Annotated in this window: 21 protein-coding genes, 2 tRNA genes and 1 rRNA gene; 17 read left to right on the top strand and 7 right to left on the bottom strand. The window is 52.5% G+C overall.

The genetic code is table 11. The features are described 5' to 3' along the window. From rrf to SK34_RS23080, 3 genes are all read left to right on the top strand, one after another. Positions 1–87: ribosomal RNA gene (rrf, locus tag SK34_RS23090) — 5S ribosomal RNA — on the top strand; the annotation flags it as partial. Positions 88–142: 55 nt separating this feature from the next. Then, positions 143–219, top strand: a tRNA-Asp gene (locus SK34_RS23085). A 52-nt stretch (positions 220–271) separates the two neighbouring features. Continuing rightward, a tRNA-Trp gene (locus SK34_RS23080) sits at positions 272–347 on the top strand. Between the two features lie 99 nt (positions 348–446). On the opposite strand, the gene hdfR is transcribed toward SK34_RS23080, so the two are convergent. Next, the gene (gene hdfR, locus SK34_RS23075; RefSeq protein ID WP_086529734.1) at positions 447–1,292 is read right to left on the bottom strand and encodes an HTH-type transcriptional regulator HdfR; all 846 of its coding nucleotides are present in this window, start codon (positions 1,290–1,292) and stop codon (positions 447–449) included. Positions 1,293–1,398: 106 nt separating this feature from the next. Here hdfR and maoP point away from each other — a divergent pair, with 106 nt between their 5' ends. Further along, positions 1,399–1,737: a macrodomain Ori organization protein MaoP gene (gene maoP, locus SK34_RS23070; RefSeq protein WP_003018025.1), complete on the top strand. Its 339-nt coding sequence runs from the start codon at positions 1,399–1,401 to the stop codon at positions 1,735–1,737. Between the two features lie 24 nt (positions 1,738–1,761). Here maoP and SK34_RS23065 read toward each other — a convergent pair whose 3' ends face one another. Beyond that, on the bottom strand, positions 1,762–3,282 hold the full coding sequence (locus tag SK34_RS23065) for a YifB family Mg chelatase-like AAA ATPase (RefSeq protein ID WP_048234264.1): 1,521 nt from the start codon (positions 3,280–3,282) through the stop codon (positions 1,762–1,764). Positions 3,283–3,634: 352 nt separating this feature from the next. Between SK34_RS23065 and ilvL the strand changes: the two genes are divergently transcribed. The 6 genes from ilvL (at position 3,635) to ilvA (ending at position 10,187) form a co-directional block, all read left to right on the top strand. Then, positions 3,635–3,733 carry an ilv operon leader peptide gene (gene ilvL / locus SK34_RS24420; protein ID WP_001311244.1) on the top strand — a complete coding sequence of 33 codons (99 nt, stop codon included), beginning with the start codon at positions 3,635–3,637 and terminating at the stop codon, positions 3,731–3,733. Positions 3,734–3,872: 139 nt separating this feature from the next. Next, positions 3,873–5,519: an acetolactate synthase 2 catalytic subunit gene (gene ilvG, locus SK34_RS23060; protein ID WP_003841174.1), complete on the top strand. Its 1,647-nt coding sequence runs from the start codon at positions 3,873–3,875 to the stop codon at positions 5,517–5,519. After that, on the top strand, positions 5,516–5,779 hold the full coding sequence (gene ilvM, locus SK34_RS23055) for an acetolactate synthase 2 small subunit (RefSeq protein ID WP_003018017.1): 264 nt from the start codon (positions 5,516–5,518) through the stop codon (positions 5,777–5,779). Before ilvG ends, ilvM begins: the two co-directional genes overlap by 4 nt. Positions 5,780–5,796: 17 nt before the next feature. Beyond that, entirely contained in the window at positions 5,797–6,726 is a 930-nt protein-coding gene (locus tag SK34_RS23050) for a branched-chain amino acid transaminase (protein WP_003018014.1), read from the top strand. Between the two features lie 60 nt (positions 6,727–6,786). Next, positions 6,787–8,637, top strand: a complete 1,851-nt coding sequence (ilvD, locus tag SK34_RS23045) for a dihydroxy-acid dehydratase (protein WP_003841177.1) — start codon at positions 6,787–6,789, stop codon at positions 8,635–8,637. A gap of 5 nt (positions 8,638–8,642) precedes the next feature. Beyond that, positions 8,643–10,187, top strand: a complete 1,545-nt coding sequence (gene ilvA, locus SK34_RS23040; protein WP_003018007.1) for a threonine ammonia-lyase, biosynthetic — start codon at positions 8,643–8,645, stop codon at positions 10,185–10,187. Positions 10,188–10,250: 63 nt separating this feature from the next. On the opposite strand, the gene fabV is transcribed toward ilvA, so the two are convergent. Together fabV and ilvY are read right to left on the bottom strand one after the other, a co-directional pair. Continuing rightward, positions 10,251–11,444 (bottom strand): enoyl-ACP reductase FabV, encoded by a 1,194-nt coding sequence (gene fabV, locus SK34_RS23035; protein ID WP_048234262.1) that lies wholly within the window; start codon positions 11,442–11,444, stop codon positions 10,251–10,253. A 172-nt stretch (positions 11,445–11,616) separates the two neighbouring features. Next, the gene (ilvY, locus tag SK34_RS23030) at positions 11,617–12,519 is read right to left on the bottom strand and encodes an HTH-type transcriptional activator IlvY (protein WP_003018003.1); all 903 of its coding nucleotides are present in this window, start codon (positions 12,517–12,519) and stop codon (positions 11,617–11,619) included. Between the two features lie 164 nt (positions 12,520–12,683). Here ilvY and ilvC point away from each other — a divergent pair, with 164 nt between their 5' ends. Next, a complete protein-coding gene (gene ilvC, locus SK34_RS23025; RefSeq protein WP_003018001.1) occupies positions 12,684–14,159 on the top strand; it encodes a ketol-acid reductoisomerase in 1,476 nt (491 codons plus the stop codon). A 119-nt stretch (positions 14,160–14,278) separates the two neighbouring features. On the opposite strand, the gene ppiC is transcribed toward ilvC, so the two are convergent. Continuing rightward, the gene (gene ppiC, locus SK34_RS23020) at positions 14,279–14,560 is read right to left on the bottom strand and encodes a peptidylprolyl isomerase PpiC (RefSeq protein ID WP_003017999.1); all 282 of its coding nucleotides are present in this window, start codon (positions 14,558–14,560) and stop codon (positions 14,279–14,281) included. A gap of 84 nt (positions 14,561–14,644) precedes the next feature. Between ppiC and rep the strand changes: the two genes are divergently transcribed. Continuing rightward, positions 14,645–16,666, top strand: a complete 2,022-nt coding sequence (gene rep / locus SK34_RS23015) for a DNA helicase Rep (protein WP_003829018.1) — start codon at positions 14,645–14,647, stop codon at positions 16,664–16,666. A gap of 47 nt (positions 16,667–16,713) precedes the next feature. On the opposite strand, the gene gppA is transcribed toward rep, so the two are convergent. Both gppA and rhlB read right to left on the bottom strand, forming a co-directional pair. Further along, positions 16,714–18,195 (bottom strand): guanosine-5'-triphosphate,3'-diphosphate diphosphatase, encoded by a 1,482-nt coding sequence (gene gppA, locus SK34_RS23010; protein WP_003844615.1) that lies wholly within the window; start codon positions 18,193–18,195, stop codon positions 16,714–16,716. Between the two features lie 136 nt (positions 18,196–18,331). Then, positions 18,332–19,600 carry an ATP-dependent RNA helicase RhlB gene (gene rhlB, locus SK34_RS23005; protein WP_003017994.1) on the bottom strand — a complete coding sequence of 423 codons (1,269 nt, stop codon included), beginning with the start codon at positions 19,598–19,600 and terminating at the stop codon, positions 18,332–18,334. A 143-nt stretch (positions 19,601–19,743) separates the two neighbouring features. Between rhlB and trxA the strand changes: the two genes are divergently transcribed. From trxA to wzzE, 5 genes are all read left to right on the top strand, one after another. After that, the gene (trxA, locus tag SK34_RS23000; RefSeq protein ID WP_001280776.1) at positions 19,744–20,073 is read left to right on the top strand and encodes a thioredoxin TrxA; all 330 of its coding nucleotides are present in this window, start codon (positions 19,744–19,746) and stop codon (positions 20,071–20,073) included. 130 nt (positions 20,074–20,203) lie between these two features. Further along, complete coding sequence (locus SK34_RS24410) at positions 20,204–20,323, top strand: rho operon leader peptide (protein WP_049259789.1); 120 nt, start codon at positions 20,204–20,206, stop codon at positions 20,321–20,323. A gap of 87 nt (positions 20,324–20,410) precedes the next feature. Next, positions 20,411–21,670: a transcription termination factor Rho gene (gene rho / locus SK34_RS22995; RefSeq protein ID WP_002437993.1), complete on the top strand. Its 1,260-nt coding sequence runs from the start codon at positions 20,411–20,413 to the stop codon at positions 21,668–21,670. A 238-nt stretch (positions 21,671–21,908) separates the two neighbouring features. Further along, complete coding sequence (gene wecA, locus SK34_RS22990; protein WP_003017991.1) at positions 21,909–23,012, top strand: UDP-N-acetylglucosamine--undecaprenyl-phosphate N-acetylglucosaminephosphotransferase; 1,104 nt, start codon at positions 21,909–21,911, stop codon at positions 23,010–23,012. A gap of 12 nt (positions 23,013–23,024) precedes the next feature. Further along, positions 23,025–24,071: an ECA polysaccharide chain length modulation protein gene (gene wzzE / locus SK34_RS22985; RefSeq protein ID WP_003829003.1), complete on the top strand. Its 1,047-nt coding sequence runs from the start codon at positions 23,025–23,027 to the stop codon at positions 24,069–24,071. The last annotated feature ends 31 nt before the right edge of the window (positions 24,072–24,102 follow it).

Raw genomic sequence — 24,102 nt, 5'->3', positions numbered from 1 at the left:
TGACCCCATGCCGAACTCAGAAGTGAAACGCCGTAGCGCCGATGGTAGTGTGGGGTCTCCCCATGCGAGAGTAGGGAACTGCCAGGCATCAAATTGCAGTAAACCGGGATGAAGAATCCGGGTAGTGACAAAGAAATTCGGTGGAGCGGTAGTTCAGTTGGTTAGAATACCTGCCTGTCACGCAGGGGGTCGCGGGTTCGAGTCCCGTCCGTTCCGCCACTTATTAGAAAATTAAGCCTGCTACTAAGCAGGCTTAATGATAAAAAAATTTAGGGGCGTAGCTCAGTTGGTAGAGCACCGGTCTCCAAAACCGGGTGTCGCGAGTTCGAGTCTCTCCGCCCCTGCCAGAAACAATCCTTAGCATTCTTGCTAAGGATTTTTTTTATCTGCAATTTGCGCAGTGCCTTCCAGTTGTTTTATTCTCGGCATCCTTGCCCATATTTTCTTTAATCTTCCAGAATATTCGTGCTCAGCAAGTCGCAAATCAGTGCATGTTTATCGCTGTTTTGCAGCCAAACTGCATATAACGGGCGCGAAAGGGTTGTACTGTCAGTAACCGTATGGAGATCGCTTTTACCTTTAGCCCAACTGACCGGAAGCCAGCTAAAGCCTCTAAGGACTGAAAGTTGCTGCCTGGCCAATTCTGCCGAACTGGTGGTGAGTACCGGCACTTCATCTCCCGCAATCAATCCCGCTTCGTGTTGCTGAAAGTCAGGTCCCCATTCCAGACGCAGATAATTCAGTTCATCCTTGGTTTGCGAAGGAGAGCTGCAATAGAGCGCCAGCGTGAAATATCCCAACAGTTGGCTGCTAAATTCGTCCATTTTGGGCGTTTCGGTAGTAATCAATAGATCAAGCTGTCGTTCATGGAGCTGTTTTACTAACGACTGTCGCTGAGCGATCCTCGCTTCAAACTGCAGGCTGGATTGCGGCTCCTGGGATTGGTACAAACGCCCCAGCCAGCCATTAAGCATGCATTCCCAGAGGGATGCGCTGGCACCAATAGAAAACTCGTTATGTCGCGAGGTATTCGCAACCTCCTTACGTGCGGCTTGCCACGTATTCATCAGCGTTTCAGCGTAAGGCAGTAATTTTTCACCTGCAGCGGTTAAACGGATATTGTTTCTGTGTCGGGTGAACAGGTTTACACCCAATTGATTTTCCAGTTGTCTGATCCGGAAACTAACCGCTGATTGGGTCAGATAGAGCGCTTCAGCAGCTCTGCCAAAGTGGCGTGTCCGGCTAACTTCCAGGAAAGTTTTTAACAATTCCGTATCCACAACTCGCTCCATAAAATTATTTGTCGTTATGATTTAAATCTTTTGTTTGACGCTCTGTCAAGCGTAACTAATACTCCGCGCCATAAATAGCTCGGCCAAAGAATTAGGAGCGTGCAGGATGGCGGAAAGCTTTACGACGACTAATCGATATTTCGATAATAAATATTATCCCCGCGGATTCTCCCGTCATGGTGATTTCACCATTAAAGAAGCACAACTGCTTGAGCGTCACGGTTATGCTTTCAATGAGCTGGATCTGGGCAAGCGTGAGCCGGTAACGGAAGAAGAAAAACTGTTTGTTGCGGTATGCCGTGGTGAGCGCGAACCGGTTACCGAAGCTGAACGTGTGTGGTCCAAATACATGACGCGCATTAAGCGTCCAAAACGCTTCCACACGCTGTCTGGTGGGAAACCTCAGGTGGAAGGTGCGGAAGACTACACCGAATCTGATGATTAATAAAAAAGGGCGAAAGCCCTTTTTTTATGCCAGTAGTTTCTGCAAATGAATGAGTAATCTGTCTATCGCCCGATACCCAACAGCCTCCTGTAAGTGCTGGCGAGAGATATGGTCAGATTGTTCTATATCCGCGATCGTTCGAGCGACCTTTATCAGGCGTAACCAGGCGCGGATGGATAATCCGAGATGCGCGAGCGTTTCTTCAAGCCACTGTGCATCGTCGCTGCGCAGTGGACAGTATTTATGGATATCCTGACTGTCCAGATGCGCGTTTAACTTATTTTGTCGTCGATACTGACGATCTCGAGCTGCCATAACACGTTGCTTCACCGTTGCGCTATCTTCCCCTTTTACCTGGTTCAGGCTGAGTATCCCGGGCGGTGGCAAAGGGATTTCGAGAGAGAGATCGAAGCGGTCAAGAAATGGACCTGATAATCGATTGAGGTAGCGTAGCGTCTGCTCTGGGGTGCAGCGGTTATGGTTCCCCTGATAATGGCCTGTTGGGCTGGGATTCATGGCGGCTATGAGTTGAAAGCGAGCGGGATAGGTGATTTTTGCTCTGGTGCGGGATAGATGTATCTGTCCGGACTCAATGGGTTCGCGCAGTGCATCCAGTGTGCGCCGCTCAAACTCGGGTAGTTCATCCAGAAATAGTATGCCGTTATGCGCCAGAGAGATCTCTCCTGGCGCAGGAATAGAGCCTCCACCGACCATGGCGGTTAATGAAGCACTGTGATGCGGAGAGCGAAAAGGGCGTTGTTTCCACTGTTTCTGTAGCGTGTCGGAATTGACCAGACTAAGAATCGCGGCGCTTTCCAGTGCCTCATCGTTACTCAGTGGCGGAAGCAATCCTCTCAGGCGACTGGCCAGCATAGTCTTACCCGTACCCGGAGGGCCGATGAGTATGAGGTTATGACCGCCAGCTGCGGTAAGCTCCAGCCCGCGTTTACCCTGTTCCTGGCCGATAACATCGCTCAGATCATCTGCTAATGCGCAGGGGATAAAATCTGCTGATGATGGTCTGTCTAAATCATGCTTACCTTCGAGGAATGCGCATACTGCCTGTAGATGATCGGCTATGAGGCACCCTTCACCCTGTATTAGTCCAACTTCAGCTGCATTCTCTTTTGCGACAATAATTCTCCTGCCTGCGCGAATGGCTTCGGTTGCACTTGATATCGCACCGGGAACGCCGCGTAACGCGCCTGTAAGCGCTAATTCACCTACCAGCTCATATGTATCGAGATTATGGGTAGTAAGCTGCTCAGAAGCGGCCAGAAGCGCAACTGCGATAGGTAAATCATATCGTCCCCCTTCTTTTGGGAGATCGGCCGGAGCGAGGTTTATGGTTATCTTCTTTGCCGGGAATTCATAACCGCTATTAATTACCGCACTGCGAACCCGATCGCGGGCCTCTTTTACCGTTGTTTCGGGTAATCCCACCATGGTTAAACCAGGCAAACCATTGCTGATATGTACCTCGATGGTAATGGCTGGCGCATTCACGCCCAGCGCAGCGCGTGTGTGAACAATCGATAGTGACATAAGCCCTCCTGATGAAAGCATTATGTCGCAATACATCGCTGCAAGATTTCACATAATTACGGTTTTTAGAGGCTTATTCCCGTGTTTTTATGTAGCTCAACACTGATTACATTAAGTCTGGAATAGCGTTCGCAAACGCTTTTGCATGGCGTTTTTAGTAGGGAATGGGTAGCCGAGAATCACCTGAAACGTGAAATATTTTCACCTTTGATTTTTTGTTTAAAAAACAACGATATTTATCTAAACCGTTAACGTCGTCAGAAAAACGAATAAAAAAATATCTTGTGTCATTTGCAAATTCTATGGTAACTCTTTAGGTATTCCTTCGAACAAGATGCAAGAAAATACAAAAATGACAGCCCTTCTACGAGTGATTAGCCTGGTCGTGATTAGCGTGGTGGTGATTATTATCCCACCGTGCGGGGCTGCACTTGGACGAGGAAAGGCTTAGAAAACAAGCCTTAACGAACTAAGACCCCCGCACCGAAAGGTCCGGGGGTTTTTTTTGACCTTAAAAACATACACGAGGAGCAGAAAGTGAACGGTAGCATAAAATTCTGTTTCTCAAGATTTACGGCGGGGATGTAACTATGAATGGGGCACAGTGGGTGGTACATGCGTTGCGTGCACAAGGGGTTCAAACCGTCTTTGGTTATCCTGGTGGCGCAATTATGCCGGTTTACGATGCGTTATATGACGGCGGCGTAGAACACCTGTTGTGCCGACACGAGCAGGGCGCGGCAATGGCAGCAATTGGCTATGCCCGTGCGACCGGTAAAACCGGCGTGTGTATCGCCACTTCCGGGCCTGGTGCTACCAACCTGATCACGGGCCTTGCCGATGCGCTGTTAGATTCAGTTCCTGTGGTGGCGATCACCGGCCAGGTGGCATCATCTTTCATCGGAACGGATGCGTTCCAGGAAGTGGACGTTCTGGGTATGTCTCTGTCCTGCACCAAACACAGTTTCCTGGTGCAGTCACTGGAAGAGCTGCCGCGCATCATGGCTGAAGCTTTTGCTGTGGCGAATTCCGGTCGTCCGGGGCCGGTTCTGGTTGATATCCCGAAAGACATCCAATTGGCCAGCGGTACGCTGGAGCCGTATTTTACGACAGTCAAAAACGTAGAGGTTTTCCCGCACGCTGACGTTGAGCAGGCGCGTAAAATGCTGGCACAAGCGCAGAAACCTATCCTGTACGTAGGTGGCGGCGTTGGTATGGCGCAGGCGGTCCCGGCCCTGCGTGAATTTATCGCGGTAACCCAAATGCCGGTCGCCTGCACGTTGAAGGGGCTGGGCGCAGTAGAGGCTGACTACCCATACTATTTGGGTATGTTGGGAATGCACGGCACTAAAGCGGCAAATTTCGCGGTGCAAGAATGTGATTTACTGATTGCAGTGGGCGCGCGTTTTGATGACCGGGTGACCGGCAAGCTGAATACCTTCGCACCAAACGCCAGCGTGATCCACATGGATATCGACCCTGCGGAAATGAACAAGCTGCGCCAGGCGCACGTAGCATTGCAGGGTGATTTAAATTCTCTGCTGCCGGCATTGCAGCAATCGCTGAAGATTGACGCATGGCGTCAGCATAGTGCTGAACTGCGCACAGAGCATACCTGGCGCTATGATCATCCCGGTGAGGCTATCTACGCACCACTGTTGTTGAAGCAGTTGTCCGATCGCAAACCCGCGGACAGCGTAGTGACAACGGATGTTGGCCAGCATCAGATGTGGTCGGCGCAGCATATGACCTACACCCGCCCGGAAAATTTTATCACCTCGAGCGGCCTGGGTACGATGGGCTTTGGCTTGCCAGCAGCGGTTGGCGCGCAGGTTGCTCGCCCGAACGATACGGTAATCTGTATCTCCGGTGACGGTTCCTTCATGATGAATGTACAGGAGCTCGGCACCGTAAAACGCAAGCAGTTGCCGCTGAAGATAGTTTTACTCGACAACCAGCGGTTAGGCATGGTGCGACAATGGCAGCAGCTGTTTTTCCAGGAACGTTATAGCGAAACCACCCTTACCGATAACCCCGATTTCCTCATGTTGGCCAGCGCCTTCGGCATACCAGGTCAACACATCACCCGTAAAGACCAGGTTGAAGCGGCACTCGACACCATGCTGAACAGCGAGGGGCCATACCTGCTTCATGTCTCAATCGACGAACTTGAGAATGTCTGGCCTCTGGTACCGCCAGGTGCCAGTAACTCAGAAATGCTGGAGAAATTATCATGATGCAACATCAGGTCGCCGTTGAGGCTCGGTTCAATCCGGAAACGTTAGAACGTGTTTTACGCGTGGTACGCCATCGCGGTTTTCAGGTGTGCTCCATGAATATGGAAGCTGCCAGCGATGCGCAGAATATAAATATCGAATTGACCGTTGCCAGCCCCCGGTCGGTCGACTTACTGTTTAGTCAGTTAAGTAAACTGGTAGACGTTGCACATGTTGCTATCTGCCAGAGCACAACCACATCACAACAAATCCGCGCCTGAGCGCAAAAGGAAGAAAAATGACGACGAAAAAAGCTGATTACATTTGGTCTAATGGCGAGATGATTCGTTGGGAAGACGCGAAGGTTCACGTGATGTCCCACGCGCTGCACTACGGTACTTCTGTATTTGAAGGCATCCGTTGCTACGATTCTCACAAAGGGCCGGTGGTGTTCCGTCATCGCGAACATATGCAGCGTCTGCGTGATTCAGCCAAGATCTATCGTTTTCCGGTTTCTCAGAGCGTTGATGAGCTGATGGAAGCTTGCCGTGAGGTGATTCGTAAAAACAATCTGACCAGCGCCTATATCCGTCCGCTGGTGTTTGTTGGCGACGTGGGGATGGGCGTTAACCCGCCAGCGGGATACACCACTGACGTGATCATCGCTGCGTTCCCGTGGGGCGCTTACCTTGGTGCTGAAGCGCTGGAACAGGGGATCGACGCGATGGTTTCTTCCTGGAACCGCGTTGCGCCGAACACCATCCCTACAGCGGCTAAAGCGGGCGGTAACTATCTGTCTTCGCTGCTGGTGGGTAGTGAAGCGCGTCGTCATGGCTATCAGGAAGGCATTGCCCTGGATGTGAATGGTTACATCTCTGAAGGCGCGGGTGAAAACCTGTTTGAAGTAAAAGACGGCATTCTGTTTACCCCGCCGTTTACCTCTTCTGCACTGCCGGGTATCACCCGTGACGCGATCATTAAGCTGGCGAAAGATCTCGATATCGAAGTGCGTGAGCAGGTGCTGTCCCGTGAATCGCTGTACCTGGCCGACGAAGTGTTCATGTCCGGTACCGCGGCCGAAATCACCCCAGTACGCAGCGTCGATGGTATCCAGGTGGGCGAAGGCCGCTGCGGTCCGGTCACCAAACGCATCCAGCAGGCCTTCTTTGGCCTCTTCACTGGTGAAACGGAAGATAAATACGGCTGGTTGGATCAGGTTAATCAATAAACATAAATTTGGGACGGCACGCACCGTCCCAATTATTAGACAGACGGGAGTTAATCAAGCATGCCTAAGTATCGTTCTGCTACCACCACCCACGGCCGCAATATGGCGGGTGCCCGCGCACTGTGGCGCGCCACCGGGATGACCGATGATGATTTCGGTAAACCGATTATCGCTGTGGTGAACTCTTTTACCCAGTTTGTGCCGGGTCACGTCCACCTGCGCGATCTCGGTAAACTGGTTGCCGAACAAATCGAAGCCTCAGGCGGCGTGGCGAAAGAGTTCAACACCATTGCTGTGGATGATGGTATCGCCATGGGGCACGGTGGCATGCTGTATTCACTGCCGTCGCGCGAGCTGATCGCCGATTCAGTGGAGTACATGGTTAACGCCCACTGCGCCGATGCGATGGTCTGTATCTCTAACTGCGACAAAATCACCCCTGGGATGTTAATGGCCTCTTTGCGCCTGAATATTCCGGTGATCTTTGTTTCCGGCGGTCCGATGGAAGCCGGGAAAACCAAGCTCTCTGACCAAATCATCAAGCTCGACCTGGTTGATGCGATGATTCAGGGTGCTGACCCGAAAGTCTCCGACTCACAAAGCGAGCAGGTTGAACGTTCCGCCTGTCCAACCTGCGGCTCCTGCTCCGGCATGTTCACCGCCAACTCGATGAACTGCCTGACCGAAGCGCTGGGCCTGTCGCAGCCGGGTAACGGTTCGCTGTTGGCGACTCACGCCGACCGTAAAACGCTGTTCCTTAACGCGGGTAAACGCATCGTCGAGCTGACCAAACGCTATTACGAGCAGGATGATGCCTCCGCCCTGCCGCGCAACATTGCCAGTAAAGCGGCGTTTGAGAACGCCATGACGCTGGATATCGCCATGGGCGGCTCCACCAACACCGTTCTGCACCTGCTGGCGGCCGCACAGGAAGCGGAAATCGACTTCACCATGAGTGATATCGACAAGCTGTCCCGCAAAGTCCCACAGCTGTGTAAAGTGGCGCCGAGCACGCAGAAATACCATATGGAAGACGTGCACCGCGCAGGCGGCGTACTGGGTATTTTAGGCGAACTGGATCGTGCCGGACTGCTGAACCGCGACGTGAAAAACGTGCTGGGTCTGACTCTGCCGCAAACGCTTGATCGGTATGACGTGATGTTGACCAAAGACGACGAGGTGAAAAAAATGTTCCGCGCCGGACCGGCGGGCATCCGTACCACCCAGGCGTTCTCGCAGGACTGCCGTTGGGATACGCTGGATGACGACCGCGCTGAAGGCTGCATCCGCTCGCTGGAACATGCTTACAGCAAAGACGGCGGTCTTGCAGTCCTGTACGGTAACTTTGCGGAAAACGGCTGTATCGTAAAAACTGCAGGCGTGGATGACAGTATCCTGAAATTCACCGGCCCGGCAAAAGTGTATGAAAGCCAGGACGATGCGGTTGAAGCAATCCTCGGCGGTAAAGTGGTGGCTGGCGACGTGGTTGTCATTCGCTACGAAGGGCCGAAAGGCGGGCCAGGCATGCAGGAAATGCTCTACCCAACCACCTTCCTGAAATCGATGGGCCTCGGCAAGGCTTGTGCGCTGATTACCGATGGTCGTTTCTCCGGCGGTACTTCGGGGCTTTCCATCGGTCACGTTTCTCCGGAAGCCGCCAGCGGCGGTAATATCGCGATTATCGAAGATGGTGACATGATTGCCATTGATATCCCGAATCGTGGTATTCAACTGCAACTGAGTGATGCGGAAATCGCTGCGCGCCGTGAAGCGCAGGAAGCTCGCGGTGACAAAGCCTGGACGCCAAAAGATCGTCAACGTCAGGTCTCCTTTGCACTGCGCGCCTATGCCAGCCTGGCAACCAGTGCCGACAAAGGTGCGGTGCGCGATAAGTCGAAGCTCGGGGGATAATGACCATGGCGGATTCACAACCTCTATCCGGTGCTCCTGAGGGCGCTGAGTATCTCAGAGCGGTACTGCGTGCGCCGGTATACGAAGCGGCACAGGTAACGCCGCTACAGAAAATGGAAAAGCTTTCTTCGCGCCTCGATAACGTCATTCTGGTGAAGCGCGAAGACCGTCAACCCGTTCACAGCTTCAAGCTACGCGGTGCCTATGCCATGATGGCGGGCTTGACCGAAGAGCAAAAAGCGCATGGGGTCATCACCGCATCGGCGGGTAATCATGCTCAGGGTGTCGCGTTCTCTTCTGCGCGCTTAGGCGTGAAGGCGCTGATTGTCATGCCAACGGCTACCGCCGATATCAAAGTCGATGCCGTTCGCGGCTTCGGCGGAGAAGTGCTGCTGCACGGCGCGAATTTTGATGAAGCCAAAGCCAAAGCGATTGAACTGTCACAGCAGCAGGGTTTTACCTGGGTTCCACCGTTTGATCATCCGATGGTGATTGCCGGGCAGGGCACGCTGGCGCTGGAGCTGCTCCAGCAGGACGCTCATCTCGATCGCGTATTCGTGCCTGTTGGTGGTGGCGGATTAGCGGCAGGTGTTGCGGTGCTGATTAAACAGCTGATGCCGCAAATCAAAGTGATTGCCGTGGAAGCGGAAGATTCGGCCTGCCTGAAAGCGGCGCTGGATGCTGGTCATCCGGTGGATCTGCCGCGTGTGGGTCTCTTTGCCGAAGGCGTAGCGGTGAAACGTATTGGCGATGAAACCTTCCGTCTGTGCCAGGAATATCTCGACGATATTATCACTGTCGATAGCGATGCTATTTGTGCGGCAATGAAAGACCTGTTCGAGGATGTACGTGCGGTGGCTGAGCCTTCCGGGGCGCTGGCGCTGGCGGGGATGAAAAAATACATCGCCCAGCATAATATTCGCGGTGAACGTCTGGCGCATGTTCTTTCCGGCGCTAACGTTAACTTCCACGGCCTGCGCTACGTTTCCGAACGTTGCGAGTTAGGGGAGCAGCGCGAAGCCTTACTGGCGGTGACCATCCCGGAAGAGAAGGGAAGTTTCCTGAAGTTCTGCCAGCTGTTGGGTGGCCGTTCGGTAACGGAGTTTAACTACCGCTTTGCCGATGCGAAAGACGCCTGCATTTTTGTCGGTGTACGCCTGAGCCGTGGGCTGGAAGAGCGTAAGGAAATCCTGCAACTGCTCAACGAGGGCGGCTACAGCGTGGTGGATCTGTCTGATGACGAGATGGCGAAGTTACACGTGCGCTATATGGTCGGTGGACGACCGTCGAAACCCTTACAGGAGCGTCTCTACAGCTTCGAATTCCCCGAATCACCAGGGGCGTTGCTCAAATTCCTGCATACCCTGGGTACGCACTGGAATATTTCATTGTTCCACTATCGCAGTCACGGTACCGACTATGGTCGCGTACTGGCGGCATTTGAGTTGGGGGAACACGAGCCTGATTTCGAAACGCGGCTGAACGAGCTGGGCTATGATTGTCACGATGAAACGCATAACCCGGCGTTCAGGTTCTTCCTGGCGGGTTAACAACAGCCATTAAAAAAGGGTTCATGTAAAAACATGAACCCTTTTTGCTACTGTATCAGCAGATTACAGCGTGATAACGTCGAATTCGACTTCGGTGTTCACGTCAGCGTCGTAGTCCACGCCGTCGAGGCCAAAACCGAACAGGTTCAGGAATTCTTGCTTGTAGCCTGCATAATCGGTTTCTTGCGCCAGGTTTTCGGTGGTGATCAGCGGCCACAGGTCGCGACATGCCTGCTGAATGTCATCACGCAGTTCCCAGTCATCCATACGGATACGCTGGTTGTCATCAAGCGCCACTTTGTCACCGTACAAGCTGGTGGTCATCAGACGGTTGATTTGCTCGATACAACCTTCATGAATCCCCTGTGCTTTCATCAGCTTGAAGACCATGGAGATGTACAACGGCATCACTGGAATGGCGGAAGACGCCTGAGTGATAACGGACTTCAGTACGGCAACGTTCGCGGAACCGTTCAGCGGAGCCAGCTGGTTACGCAGTTCGCCCGCGGCGCGATCGAGATCTTCTTTCGCTTTGCCCAGCGCGCCGTGCCAGTAGATTGGCCAGGTCAGGTCGGTACCGATGTAGGAGTAGGCTACGGTTTTCACGCCGTCAGCCAGCACGCCAGCTTCGTTCAGCGCGCCCATCCACAGTTCCCAGTCTTCGCCGCCCATGACGGTGACGGTGTTCTGAACTTCTTCTTCGGTTGCCGGCTCAATGCTGGCGGTGATGATCTGATCTTTGTTGGTATCGATCGCTTTAGAGGTGTAAACCTCACCGATTGGCTTCAGCGCAGAACGGACGATTTCACCGGTTTTCGGCATTTTACGCACTGGGGAAGCCAGTGAGTAAACCACCAGGTCAATCTGACCCAGGTCTTCTTTTATCAGTTTGATCACTTCATCACGGCATTCGTCAGAGAACGCATCGCCGTTGATGCTTTTGGAGTACAGACCTTCACGCTTAGCGGCTTCATCGAAGGCGGCAGAGTTATACCAGCCTGCGGAACCCGGTTTGGTATCCGTGCCCGGTTTTTCGAAAAATACGCCGATAGTGGCGGCTCCGCTGCCAAAGGCGGCAGAAATTCTGGAAGCCAGACCGTAACCGGTGGAAGCACCGATCACCAGCACGCGGGACGGGCCGTTCTCGATTTTCCCGTTCTGCTTAACATACTCGATCTGCTTTTCCACGTTGACTTTGCAGCCAGTCGGATGGGTCGTTGTACAGATGAATCCACGAATTTTTGGTTTGATTATCATAATGATGGCTAATTAAGTTTGTATTTTCGCTGTCAAGTGCGCAATGACACCGTCTGTTCTGGCCTGCTTAACGCGATGGTTAACAAGCCCCCCACTACAATGGATCACGACATTATACAGAAAAGGAGCGCCAATACTGAATCTACCACTGATTTTAGGCCTGACGCTGGAGCTAGTCGGCAGATTTACGTTCCAGAACAATCTTCCAGAACGCGTCGATCAGCGGTTCATGCAGCCGCTTTTTCGGCGCGCAGACGCCCAGTTCGAACGGCGTTTTCTCGTCGCTGCGTTCTAAAATCATCACGCGGTTACGTACCGGCTCCGGGCTGTTTTCCAGCACCACTTCCGGCAGCAGCGCCACGCCGCAGCCCAGCGCCACCATTGAGACCATCGCTTCATGACCGCCTACCGTAGCGTAAATCGATGGGTTGCTGATTTTGTGACGGCGGAACCACAGCTCAATGCGGCGGCGGACCGGCCCCTGGTCGGCCATGATAAACGGCACCGTCGACCAGTCGGGTTTCTCGACGGAAACCTGATTACGCACCGGGCAGGGCAGCGCCGGGGCGATCAGCACCACCGTCAGATTCTCCAGCATCGAGAAAGCTACCGCGCCGGGTAGTGTCTCGGGCTTACCGGCAATCGCCAGATCGGCTTCACCAGTGACCACTTTGTCCATCGCATCGGCGGCGTCGCCGGTGGTGAGCTTAATTTCCACCGATGGATGCTCGGCGCGGAAACGATCGAGAATGGGTGGCAGATGGCTGTATGCCGCAGTTACCGAACAGAAAATATGCAGTTCGCCTGACAGCGACGGCCCTTGTTGATCGAGGGTGTGGCGCAGTTGCTGGTATTGCAGCAGCGTCTGTTGGGCGAATACGCGCAGCTCTTCGCCCGCTTCGGTCAGCGTGACCGTGCGGTTATCGCGCACAAACAGCGGCTGGCCGAGATCTTCTTCCAGGCGCTGAATCTGGCGCGAAAGCGTGGAGGGGCTGACGTGCATTGCCCGTGCGCTGCGGCCAAAGTGGCGACTTTCAGCCAAATGCAGGAACATTTTCAGATCGCGTAAATCCACAGACGAGCCTCCGATTTTCTACGTTGCATAAATTGCAATGTGACGTTGTGAATATATCAATTTCCGCAATAAATTTCCTGTTGTAATGTGGATTCAATCTCGCAAATACAAATCTGCGAACCGAATAATAAGCACCACAACACAACATCACGGAGTACACCATCATGGCTAACTACTTTAATACACTGAACCTGCGCCAGCAGCTGGCACAGCTGGGTAAATGTCGCTTTATGGGCCGCGACGAATTCGCCGATGGTGCGAGCTACCTTCAGGGTAAAAAAGTGGTCATCGTCGGCTGTGGCGCTCAGGGTCTGAACCAGGGCCTGAACATGCGTGACTCCGGTCTGGATATCTCCTACGCACTGCGTAAAGAAGCCATTGCTGAGAAGCGTGCTTCCTGGCGTAAAGCGACCGAAAACGGCTTCAAAGTGGGTACCTACGAAGAGCTGATCCCGCAGGCTGACCTGGTGGTTAACCTGACGCCAGACAAGCAGCACTCCGACGTTGTACGTTCGGTACAACCGCTGATGAAAGATGGCGCGGCGCTGGGCTATTCACACGGCTTCAACATCGTCGAAGTGGGCGAGCAGATCCGTAAAGACATCACCGTTGTGATGGTGGCACCGAAGTGCCCGGGTACTGAAGTTCGTGAAGAGTACAAACGTGGCTTCGGTGTACCGACCCTGATCGCCGTTCACCCGGAAAACGATCCGAAAGGCGAAGGTATGGCGATTGCTAAAGCCTGGGCTGCGGCCACCGGCGGTCACCGTGCGGGCGTGCTGGAGTCCTCCTTCGTTGCGGAAGTGAAATCTGATCTGATGGGTGAGCAGACTATCCTGTGCGGTATGCTGCAAGCCGGTTCTCTGCTGTGCTTCGATAAGCTGGTGGAAGAAGGTACTGACCCGGCATATGCTGAAAAACTGATTCAGTTCGGCTGGGAAACCATCACCGAAGCGCTGAAGCAGGGCGGCATCACCCTGATGATGGACCGTCTGTCTAACCCGGCGAAACTGCGTGCTTATGCGCTGTCCGAACAGCTGAAAGAGATTATGGCGCCGCTGTTCCAGAAACACATGGACGACATCATTTCCGGCGAATTCTCTTCCGGCATGATGGCTGACTGGGCTAACGACGATAAGAAACTGCTGACCTGGCGTGAAGAGACCGGTAAAACCGCGTTCGAAACCGCTCCGCAGTTTGAAGGTAAAATCGGTGAGCAGGAGTACTTCGATAAAGGCGTTCTGATGATTGCGATGGTGAAAGCGGGCGTTGAACTGGCGTTCGAAACCATGGTTGATTCCGGCATCATCGAAGAATCTGCGTACTACGAATCACTGCACGAGCTGCCGCTGATCGCGAATACCATCGCCCGTAAGCGTCTGTACGAAATGAACGTGGTTATCTCCGATACCGCAGAATACGGCAACTACCTGTTCTCTTACGCTTGCGTACCGCTGCTGAAAGAGTTCATGACCACCCTGCAGACCGGCGACCTGGGCAAAGCGATTGCCGAAGGTGCGGTAGACAACGCGCAGCTGCGCGACGTGAACGAAGCAATCCGTAGCCACGCTATCGAGCAGGTTGGTAAGAAACTGCGCGGTTACATGACCGATATGAAACGCATTGCCGTTGCTGGCTAAATAGGATGTCGGGTGGCGCTTGCGCTTACCCGACCTACGCACAGCAGATGTAAGCCGGATAAGGCGTAGCCGCCATCCGGCAAAAAAATCCCGGTGCCTGAACGCTCCGGGATTTTTTATTAGTTACGGTACAGTACTTTAATTATGTGGTAACCAAACTGAGTGTGCAGCGGGCCGGTTGGCTCCAGCACTGGGCAGGAAAAGACCACTTTGTCGAACGCCGGAACCATCTGGCCCTGACGGAATTCACCTAAATCACCGCCGCGTTTGCCTGATGGGCAGATAGAGTGTTTCTTCGCCAGTTTGCCGAAGTCTGCGCCGTTTTTAATCTGTTCCAGAAGATCCAGTGCCAGTTTCTCTTCTTTAACAAGGATATGCACTGCTGCTGCTGTTTTTGCCATGATCGTGCCTTGAGTGGGGTGGTTAAGGCTGGCTATACTACCACGCTGTTATTCTCCCCTCCCGACTTTCATGAGTGACCCTTTATGCGTTTGAACCCCGGACAACAACAAGCCGTCGAATTCGTCACCGGACCTTGCCTGGTGCTGGCGGGAGCGGGTTCCGGCAAGACGCGTGTTATCACCAACAAAATCGCCCATCTGATCCGTGAATGTGGTTATCAGGCACGCCATATTGCGGCCGTGACCTTTACCAATAAGGCTGCGCGCGAGATGAAAGAGCGCGTGGCGCAAACGCTGGGTCGTAAAGAGGCGCGTGGGTTGATGATCTCCACCTTCCACACCCTGGGACTGGATATCATTAAGCGTGAATATGCGGCGCTGGGGATGAAGTCGAACTTCTCGTTGTTTGACGATACTGACCAGGTGGCATTGCTCAAGGAACTGACCGAAGGGCTAATCGAAGACGATAAGCTTATCCTCCAGCAGTTGATCTCGACGATCTCCAACTGGAAAAACGATCTGATGACTCCGGCACAGGCGGCAGCCAGCGCCAAGGGCGAGCGCGATCGTATTTTTGCCCACTGCTATGGTCTGTATGACGCGCATATGAAGGCGTGTAACGTCCTCGATTTTGACGATCTGATCCTGCTTCCCACGCTGCTGCTACAGCGCAATGAAGAAGTGCGTGAGCGCTGGCAAAACAGAATCCGCTACCTGCTGGTGGATGAATATCAGGATACCAACACCAGCCAGTACGAGCTGGTGAAGTTGCTGGTAGGTAAACGCGCGCGCTTTACCGTCGTGGGTGATGACGATCAGTCGATCTACTCCTGGCGCGGCGCCCGTCCACAGAACCTGGTACTGTTAAGCAAAGATTTTCCGGCTTTGCAGGTGGTGAAGCTGGAGCAAAACTACCGTTCATCAGGTCGCATCCTGAAGGCGGCGAACATCCTTATTGCGAACAATCCACACGTCTTTGAAAAGCGACTCTTTTCCGAGTTGGGTTACGGTGCTGAACTGAAGGTACTGAGTGCCAATAATGAAGAGCACGAAGCGGAACGCGTGACCGGGGAATTAATTGCCCATCATTTTGTGAACAAGACGCAGTATAAAGACTACGCCATCCTGTATCGCGGTAATCATCAGTCGCGCGTGTTCGAAAAGTTTCTAATGCAGAACCGTATCCCGTACAAAATTTCCGGCGGAACGTCGTTCTTCTCGCGTCCGGAGATTAAAGATCTGCTGGCCTATCTGCGCGTGCTGAGCAACCCGGATGACGATAGCGCATTTTTGCGTATCGTAAATACGCCAAAACGTGAAATCGGCCCGGCCACGCTGCAAAAGTTGGGGGAATGGGCGATGACACGTAATAAAAGCCTGTTTACCGCCAGCTTTGATATGGGACTTAGCCAGACACTGACCGGGCGCGGGTATGATTCTCTGACTCGCTTTACGCACTGGCTGGGGGAAATTCAGCGTCTGGCGGAGCGTGAGCCGGTTGCCGCTGTGCGCGATCTTATCCACGGTATTGATTACGAATCTTGGCTGTATGAAACCTCGCCGAGCCCGAAAGCGGCTGAAATGCGTATGAAAAACGTCAATACGCTGTTCAGTTGGATGACGGAGATGCTGGAAGGCAGTGAGCTGGAAGAGCCAATGACCCTGACCCAGGTTGTTACCCGCTTTACCCTACGCGACATGATGGAACGTGGAGAGAGTGAAGAAGAGCTGGATCAGGTGCAATTGATGACACTGCATGCCTCAAAAGGGCTGGAGTTCCCATACGTGTTTATGGTGGGAATGGAAGAAGGATTTTTGCCGCACCAGAGCAGTATCGATGAAGACAATATCGATGAAGAACGTCGTCTGGCTTATGTAGGGATTACGCGTGCACAAAAAGAGCTCATCTTCACGCTATGTAAAGAGCGTCGTCAGTACGGTGAGCTGGTGCGTCCGGAACCGAGTCGTTTCCTTCTGGAGCTGCCACAGGATGACGTTATCTGGGAGCAAGAGCGAAAAGTGGTGAGCGCAGAGGAGCGGATGCAAAAAGGGCAGGCCAGCATCGCTAATATTCGGGCAATGATGGCGAAAGCTAAAGCGAAGTAGGTATTTTATGGGCCGGATCTGTGTAAGCACTATCCGGCAACCAACATCTAACGCACTTCCAGCGGCCAGTGGACATAGCTTTGCCACTGGCTTTCCTGATCGATTAACTCTTTACCCAGCGGATGATGTTCCAGCCAGCCTTCTGGTAGAGTGACCGTCAGGTGCTCGTTTCTTGCATCCAGTTGTATTTCCGGCACAAGATCGTCACGGCGACGACTGGCGAAGATGATCGCCAGGCGTAGCAAACGACAAAGATGCTCCGCGATGCGCGGCGGCACTGCGTTTTGCTGGTGGAGTGAAGAGAGATCGACGGGATTGGTCTGGTTGAGTAACAGCGTCGCTAGCAGTTTCTTTTGCGCAGGGGTAAAACCCGGGAGATCGAGATTGCGCACCAGATAAGCGGCATGCTGTGGTGCCTGTTTAAAATCAACGCTTAGGCCAATTTCATGCAGCTGACAGGCACTAATCAGTAGTTCGCGGCTAATCGGTTCAAGATGCCACTTTTTTTCTACCTGATCGAGAAATTTAGTCGCTAAATTGGCAACGCGATGTGCTTGCTCTGTATCGACCATAAAGCGACGCTGGATATTGCGTAATGTGCGGCTACGAATATCCTGATCCACCGCCAGATGTAGCATACCGTAGACCAGACCTTCACGTAATGCGCCGCCGGCCAGGGTCATGCATTGAATGTTCAGTTCGGTGAAAATAGCAATCAGAATGGCCAGCCCGCTGGGGAAAACCAGCGCACGTTCCAGCGTTAACCCTTCGATTTCGAGCTCTTCCAGACGACCGCAGTGAATGGCACGCTGCTTAAGCTGCTGAAGTTTGGCCAGCGTAATGCGCTCATCCATGCCCTGCGCCATCATGATTTCCTGCAACGCCTGGACGGTGCCAGAGGCACCAACGCAAACTTTCCAGCCATGAAAACGCAGTTTGTCGGCGACCGGGCGCAGAACTTCGCGAGCGGCTTTCTCGGCCTCGTCAAAGTTTTCCTGTGCCAGATTACGATCGGTAAAATAGCGTTCGAGCCAGGTGACGCAGCCCATTGACAGGCTGAACAGGGAAGTGGTTTGCGCGCCAGAACCGGTAACCAGTTCAGTGCTGGCCCCGCCAATGTCGACGACCAGACGCTGATCTGCACCGCCGGTAGTGTGGGCCACACCTTGATAAATCAGGCGCGCTTCTTCTTCACCGCTAATCACCTGGACAGGGCAGCCGAGGATCTCTTGCGCTTTAGCAATAAACACATCGGCATTTACGGCGATGCGTAATGTTGCCGTGGCGACCACGCGGATTTGTGGATGCGGGATATCCTGCAGACGTTCTGCAAACAGGCGCAAACATTGCCAGCCGCGCTCCATTGCTTCAACAGAGAGCTCGTTGTCACCGTTGAGTCCAGCAGCCAGACGCACTTTGCGTTTGATACGAGTGAGCGTCTGGATGCTTCCTGCCACCTCGCGTACAACCAGCATATGAAAACTATTTGATCCGAGATCGATTGCCGCATACAGCGAAGTAGAATTCATACACTTCATCCTTCAACCTGTATCTGTGTTGGCTGCGTTCTCTCACCCGAATCACTTACTAAAGTAGGTTCATCAGGATTCGTTTTCTTGCCGCCTTGATACAGGCTGAATGATTTTGTGTATGGCATAACTTTTCTTAACCTGAACGACGACGATTACGCGGAGCACCACCGGTACGGCGTGGGCCATTGCCTGTGCGCGGGCGCGTTAAGCGCAACGGCTTCGGCAGATCGGTCATCAGCGCATCCGGGTTATATTTGCTGACCGGAATCGAGTGGCCGATATAGGTCTCGATTGCGGGTAAATTCAGCGCGTACTCTTCACAAGCGAGGCTGATAGAGTGACCGCTTGCACCAGCACGACCGGTACGACCGATACGGTGAACGTAATCTTCACAGTCATCCGGCAGGTCATAGTTAAATACGTGCGTTACGGCTGGGATATGCAGACCACGTGCAGCAACATCCGTCGCAACGAGAATGTCGATATCGCCACGGGTGAATTCATCGAGGATTCGCAGACGTTTTTTCTGCGCCACGTCACCGGTCAGCAGACCGACACGATGGCCGTCTGCAGCAAGGCTGCCCCAGATATCTTCACAACGATGCTTGGTGTTAGCAAAAACAATGGCGCGATCTGGCCACTCTTCTTCAATCAGCGTTTGCAGTAAACGCATTTTCTCTTCGTTGGAGGGGTAGAAGAGCTCTTCTTTAATGCGATGGCCAGTTTTCTGTTCCGGTTCGACTTCAACGTACTCAGCGTTATTCATTTGTTCGAACGCCAGTTCGCGAACGCGGTAAGAGAGGGTTGCAGAAAACAGCATATTCAGACGTTGGGTGGTTGGCGGCATACGACGGAACAGCCAACGGATATCTTTAATAAAGCCCAGATCGTACATACGATCGGCTTCATCCAGCACCACGACCTGAATCGCGCCCAGATTAATGTGGTTCTGTTTTGCATAGTCGATGAGACGACCGGTCGTGCCGATAAGAATATCGACGCCGCTTTCCAGCACTTTCAGCTGCTTATCGTAACCGTCGCCGCCATACGCCAGGCCTAATTTCAGACCAGTGGTCTGTGCCAGCGGCTCGGCATCGGCGTGGATCTGCACGGCTAACTCACGCGTTGGCGCCATAATTAACGCACGCGGTTGGTTCACCTTGCGATCGGCAATCGCGGGATGAGAGAGAAGATAATGAAACGTTGACGTCAGGAACGCCATCGTTTTTCCGGTACCGGTTTGCGCCTGCCCGGCAACATCACGACCAGCCAGCGTTAGCGGCAGCGCGAGGGCCTGAATGGGCGTACAGTTATGAAAGCCTTTGTTTTCAAGGGCTTCTATCACCTTTGGGTGCAGGGCGAAGTCGGAAAACTTCTGTTCTGTTAAATGTGTTTTGCTCATAGTGTGGTAGAATATCAGCTTACTATTGCTTTACGAAAGCGTATCCGGTGAAATAAAGTCAACCTTTAGTTGGTTAATGCTACATCAACACGTCGTTGATTAATGCTATACCAATGCACCAGGCTTATTCCTGTGGAGTTATTATGAGCGATAAAATTATTCACCTGACTGACGACAGTTTTGACACGGATGTACTCAAAGCGGACGGAGCAATCCTCGTTGATTTCTGGGCAGAGTGGTGCGGTCCGTGCAAAATGATCGCTCCGATTCTGGATGAAATCGCTGACGAATATCAGGGCAAACTGACGGTTGCTAAATTGAACATTGACCAAAACCCAGGCACCGCGCCGAAGTATGGTATCCGTGGCATTCCGACCCTGTTGCTGTTTAAAAACGGCGAAGTTGCGGCGACAAAAGTTGGCGCGCTGTCCAAAGGTCAGTTGAAAGAATTCCTCGACGCTAATTTAGCGTAAGGAAGTCTCATGATCGGGCGACCATACTTCGAAATGATTCGGATGACTGGACGCCCGACTTGAGTCGTGCTAAGTTAGTGTTGACTTCGTATTAAACATACCTTATTAAGTTTGAATCTAGTTATATCCAATACTTCCCGTTGTTTCTCGCGCGAGAAGTGGACAGATTCCTGGCTTGTCACTCAATCCGTCTTGTCGTTTCAGTTCTGCGTACTTTCCTGTGACCAGACAGCGAACAGACATGAGTTGATGGCCGTAAACAGGCATGGATGACCCTGCCATACCATTCACAACATTAAGTTCGAGATTTACCCCAAGTTTAAGAACTCACACCATTATGAATCTTACCGAATTAAAGAATACGCCGGTTTCTGAGCTGATCACTCTCGGCGAAAATATGGGCCTTGAAAACCTGGCTCGTATGCGCAAGCAGGACATTATTTTTGCCATCCTGAAGCAGCACGCAAAGAGTGGCGAAGATATCTTTGGTGACGGTGTGCTGGAGATATTGCAGGATGGATTTGGTTTCCTCCGCTCTGCAGACAGCTCCTACCTCGCCGGTCCTGATGACATCTACGTTTCTCCCAGCCAAATCCGCCGTTTCAACCTCCGCACTGGTGATACCATTTCTGGTAAGATTCGCCCGCCGAAAGAAGGTGAACGCTACTTTGCGCTGTTGAAAGTTAACGAAGTTAACTACGACAAACCAGAAAACGCCCGTAACAAAATCCTCTTTGAGAACTTAACGCCGCTGCACGCAAACTCCCGTCTGCGTATGGAGCGTGGTAACGGTTCTACTGAAGACTTAACGGCGCGTGTACTGGATCTGGCATCGCCGATCGGTCGTGGCCAACGTGGTCTGATTGTTGCTCCGCCGAAAGCGGGTAAAACCATGCTGCTGCAGAACATCGCGCAGAGCATTGCATACAATCATCCTGACTGCGTGTTGATGGTGCTGCTGATTGACGAACGTCCGGAAGAAGTTACCGAGATGCAGCGTCTGGTGAAAGGTGAAGTGGTTGCGTCTACCTTTGACGAACCTGCCTCCCGCCACGTTCAGGTTGCGGAAATGGTTATCGAGAAGGCGAAACGTCTGGTTGAACACAAGAAAGACGTTATCATTCTGCTTGACTCCATCACCCGTCTGGCACGTGCATATAACACCGTGGTTCCTGCTTCCGGTAAAGTACTGACCGGTGGTGTGGACGCCAACGCCCTGCATCGTCCGAAGCGTTTCTTTGGTGCTGCACGTAACGTGGAAGAGGGCGGTAGCCTGACCATCATCGCGACTGCGCTGATTGATACCGGCTCTAAAATGGATGAAGTTATCTACGAAGAGTTTAAAGGTACCGGCAACATGGAACTGCATCTCTCCCGTAAGATTGCTGAAAAACGCGTCTTCCCGGCTATCGACTACAACCGTTCTGGTACCCGTAAAGAAGAGCTGCTCACCACCCAGGAAGAGCTGCAGAAAATGTGGATCCTGCGCAAAATCATCCATCCTATGGGTGAAATCGACGCAATGGAATTCCTCATTAACAAACTGGCGATGACCAAGACCAATGACGACTTCTTCGATATGATGAAGCGTTCCTGATTCGGGCATCATCTGAAAACGCCACGTTTTTACGTGGCGTTTTGCTTTTGTGGATGTAATCTTAACGACACAATAATAATAATCCGGTATGACATACCGCCTGGTGACGAAGGGTTGTAATTCGTATTTTGTGGTTAATAATCATACAGAACCACCTGATATGGAGTCGGGTTTCTCTTCTGAATAATCGCCTGGATGGTTATACTTCATATATTGATATTCTCTGAGAGTATGTATAGTGAATTTACTGACAGCAAGTACTGATCTCATCAGTATTTTTTTATTCACAACGCTGTTTCTTTTCTTTGCCCGCAAGGTTGCGAAAAAGATTGGATTGGTGGATAAACCCAACTTCCGTAAACGTCATCAGGGACTGATTCCGCTGGTTGGGGGGATTTCGGTTTACGCAGGCATTTGCTTTACCTTCCTCATCGCCGATTATTATATCCCGCATGCGACTCTCTACCTGGCCTGTGCCGGTGTACTGGTGTTTATCGGTGCGCTGGACGACCGCTTTGATATCAGTGTAAAAATCCGCGCGACCATCCAGGCCCTTATTGGCATCATTATGATGTCAGTGGGCAAACTCTATCTGCTAAGCCTTGGCTATATTTTCGGCCCCTGGGAGATGGTGCTCGGTCCTTTTGGTTATTTCCTGACCCTGTTTGCCGTTTGGGCGGCGATTAACGCCTTCAATATGGTCGATGGGATCGATGGTCTGCTCGGTGGGCTATCCAGCGTCTCATTCGCCGCGATGGGGCTTATTCTGTGGTTCGATGGCCAGACAAGCCTGGCAATCTGGTGTTTTGCCATGATCGCCGCCATTCTGCCTTACATCCTGCTGAACCTGGGGATTCTCGGACGCCGCTATAAAGTCTTTATGGGGGATGCGGGAAGTACGTTGATTGGCTTCACGGTGATTTGGATTCTGCTGGAGACTACCCAGGGGCCAACGCATCCTATTAGCCCGGTCACGGCTCTGTGGATTATTGCCATTCCTTTAATGGATATGGTGGCAATTATGTATCGCCGTTTACGTAAAGGCATGAGTCCTTTCTCCCCGGATCGCCAACATATTCACCATTTAATCATGCGCGCCGGGTTTACTTCCCGACAGGCTTTTGTCCTGATTACGCTGGCTGCTGCGATCCTGGCTTCTATCGGCGTGTTGGCTGAATATTCTCGTATTGTCCCGGAATGGGTGATGTTGGTGCTCTTTTTACTGGCGTTTGTCCTGTACGACATCTGTATAAAACGCGCCTGGAAGGTGGCGAGATTTATCAAACGCTGGAAGCGCAAGTTGCGTAGAAACCGTGACAGTAAACCAAACTTAACCAAATAAATTGAGGGTACGATGACACAACCATTACCGGGGGAACATGCCATGAGCGCTGAAAATGAACTGGACATCCGTGGGTTGTTTCGTACTTTGTGGACAGGGAAGGTGTGGATCGTCGGTATGGCTCTCGCCTTCGCGTTAGTCGCTCTCGCCTATACGTTTTTTGCTCGTCAGGAGTGGAGCGCAACGGCGATTTCAGACAGGCCAACGGTTAATATGTTGGGCGGCTATTACTCTCAGCAGCAGTTCTTACGTAACCTGGACATCAAGGCCAGTCTTGCATCAGCGGATCAGCCGTCAGTGATGGATGAAGCCTATAAAGAATTCATCATGCAACTTGCTTCCTGGGATACGCGTCGTGAATTCTGGCAGCAGACTGATTATTACAAGCAACGTATGGTGGGTAACAGCAAAGCCGATGCGGCGATGCTGGATGAACTGATCAATAACATTCAGTTTATGCCTGGCGATGCGGTTCGTAATACCAACGACAGCGTGAAGCTGATTGCCGAGACGGCGCCTGATGCCAATAATTTGCTGCGTCAGTACGTGGCGTTTGCCAGCCAGCGCGCAGCGCGTCATCTGAATGATGAGTTGAAGGGCGCCTGGGCTGCACGCACCGTGCAGATGAAGGCGCAGGTTAAACGTCAGGAGGAAGTGGCGAAATCGATCTTCTCTCGCCGTGTTCACAACATTGAGCAGGCGCTCAAAATTGCGGAACAGCATAATATTTCGCGTACTTCTACGGATGTTCCTGCTGAGGAATTACCGGATTCTGAACTGTTCTTGCTTGGACGTCCTATGCTGCAGGCGCGACTCGAGAACCTGCAATCTGTTGGTCCTGATTTCGATCTGGACTACTTCCAAAACCGAGCCATGCTTAACACACTGAACGTTGGGCCAACTCTGGATCCGCGTTTTCAGACCTATCGTTATTTGCGTACGCCGGAAGAACCGGTAAAACGTGACAGCCCTCGTCGTGCTTTCCTGATGATTATGTGGGGCATCGTTGGGGCTCTGATCGGTGCTGGTGTCGCGTTAACCCGCCGCCGCACGATCTAGCAATATCGTTGCAGTGAGGGGCTGGGCCCTC

Source organism: Citrobacter sp. MGH104 (assembly GCF_001034485.1).
In the GTDB taxonomy this organism is placed as follows: Bacteria; Pseudomonadota; Gammaproteobacteria; order Enterobacterales; family Enterobacteriaceae; genus Citrobacter; species Citrobacter freundii.
This window is presented reverse-complemented; position numbering and strand designations above follow the sequence as displayed.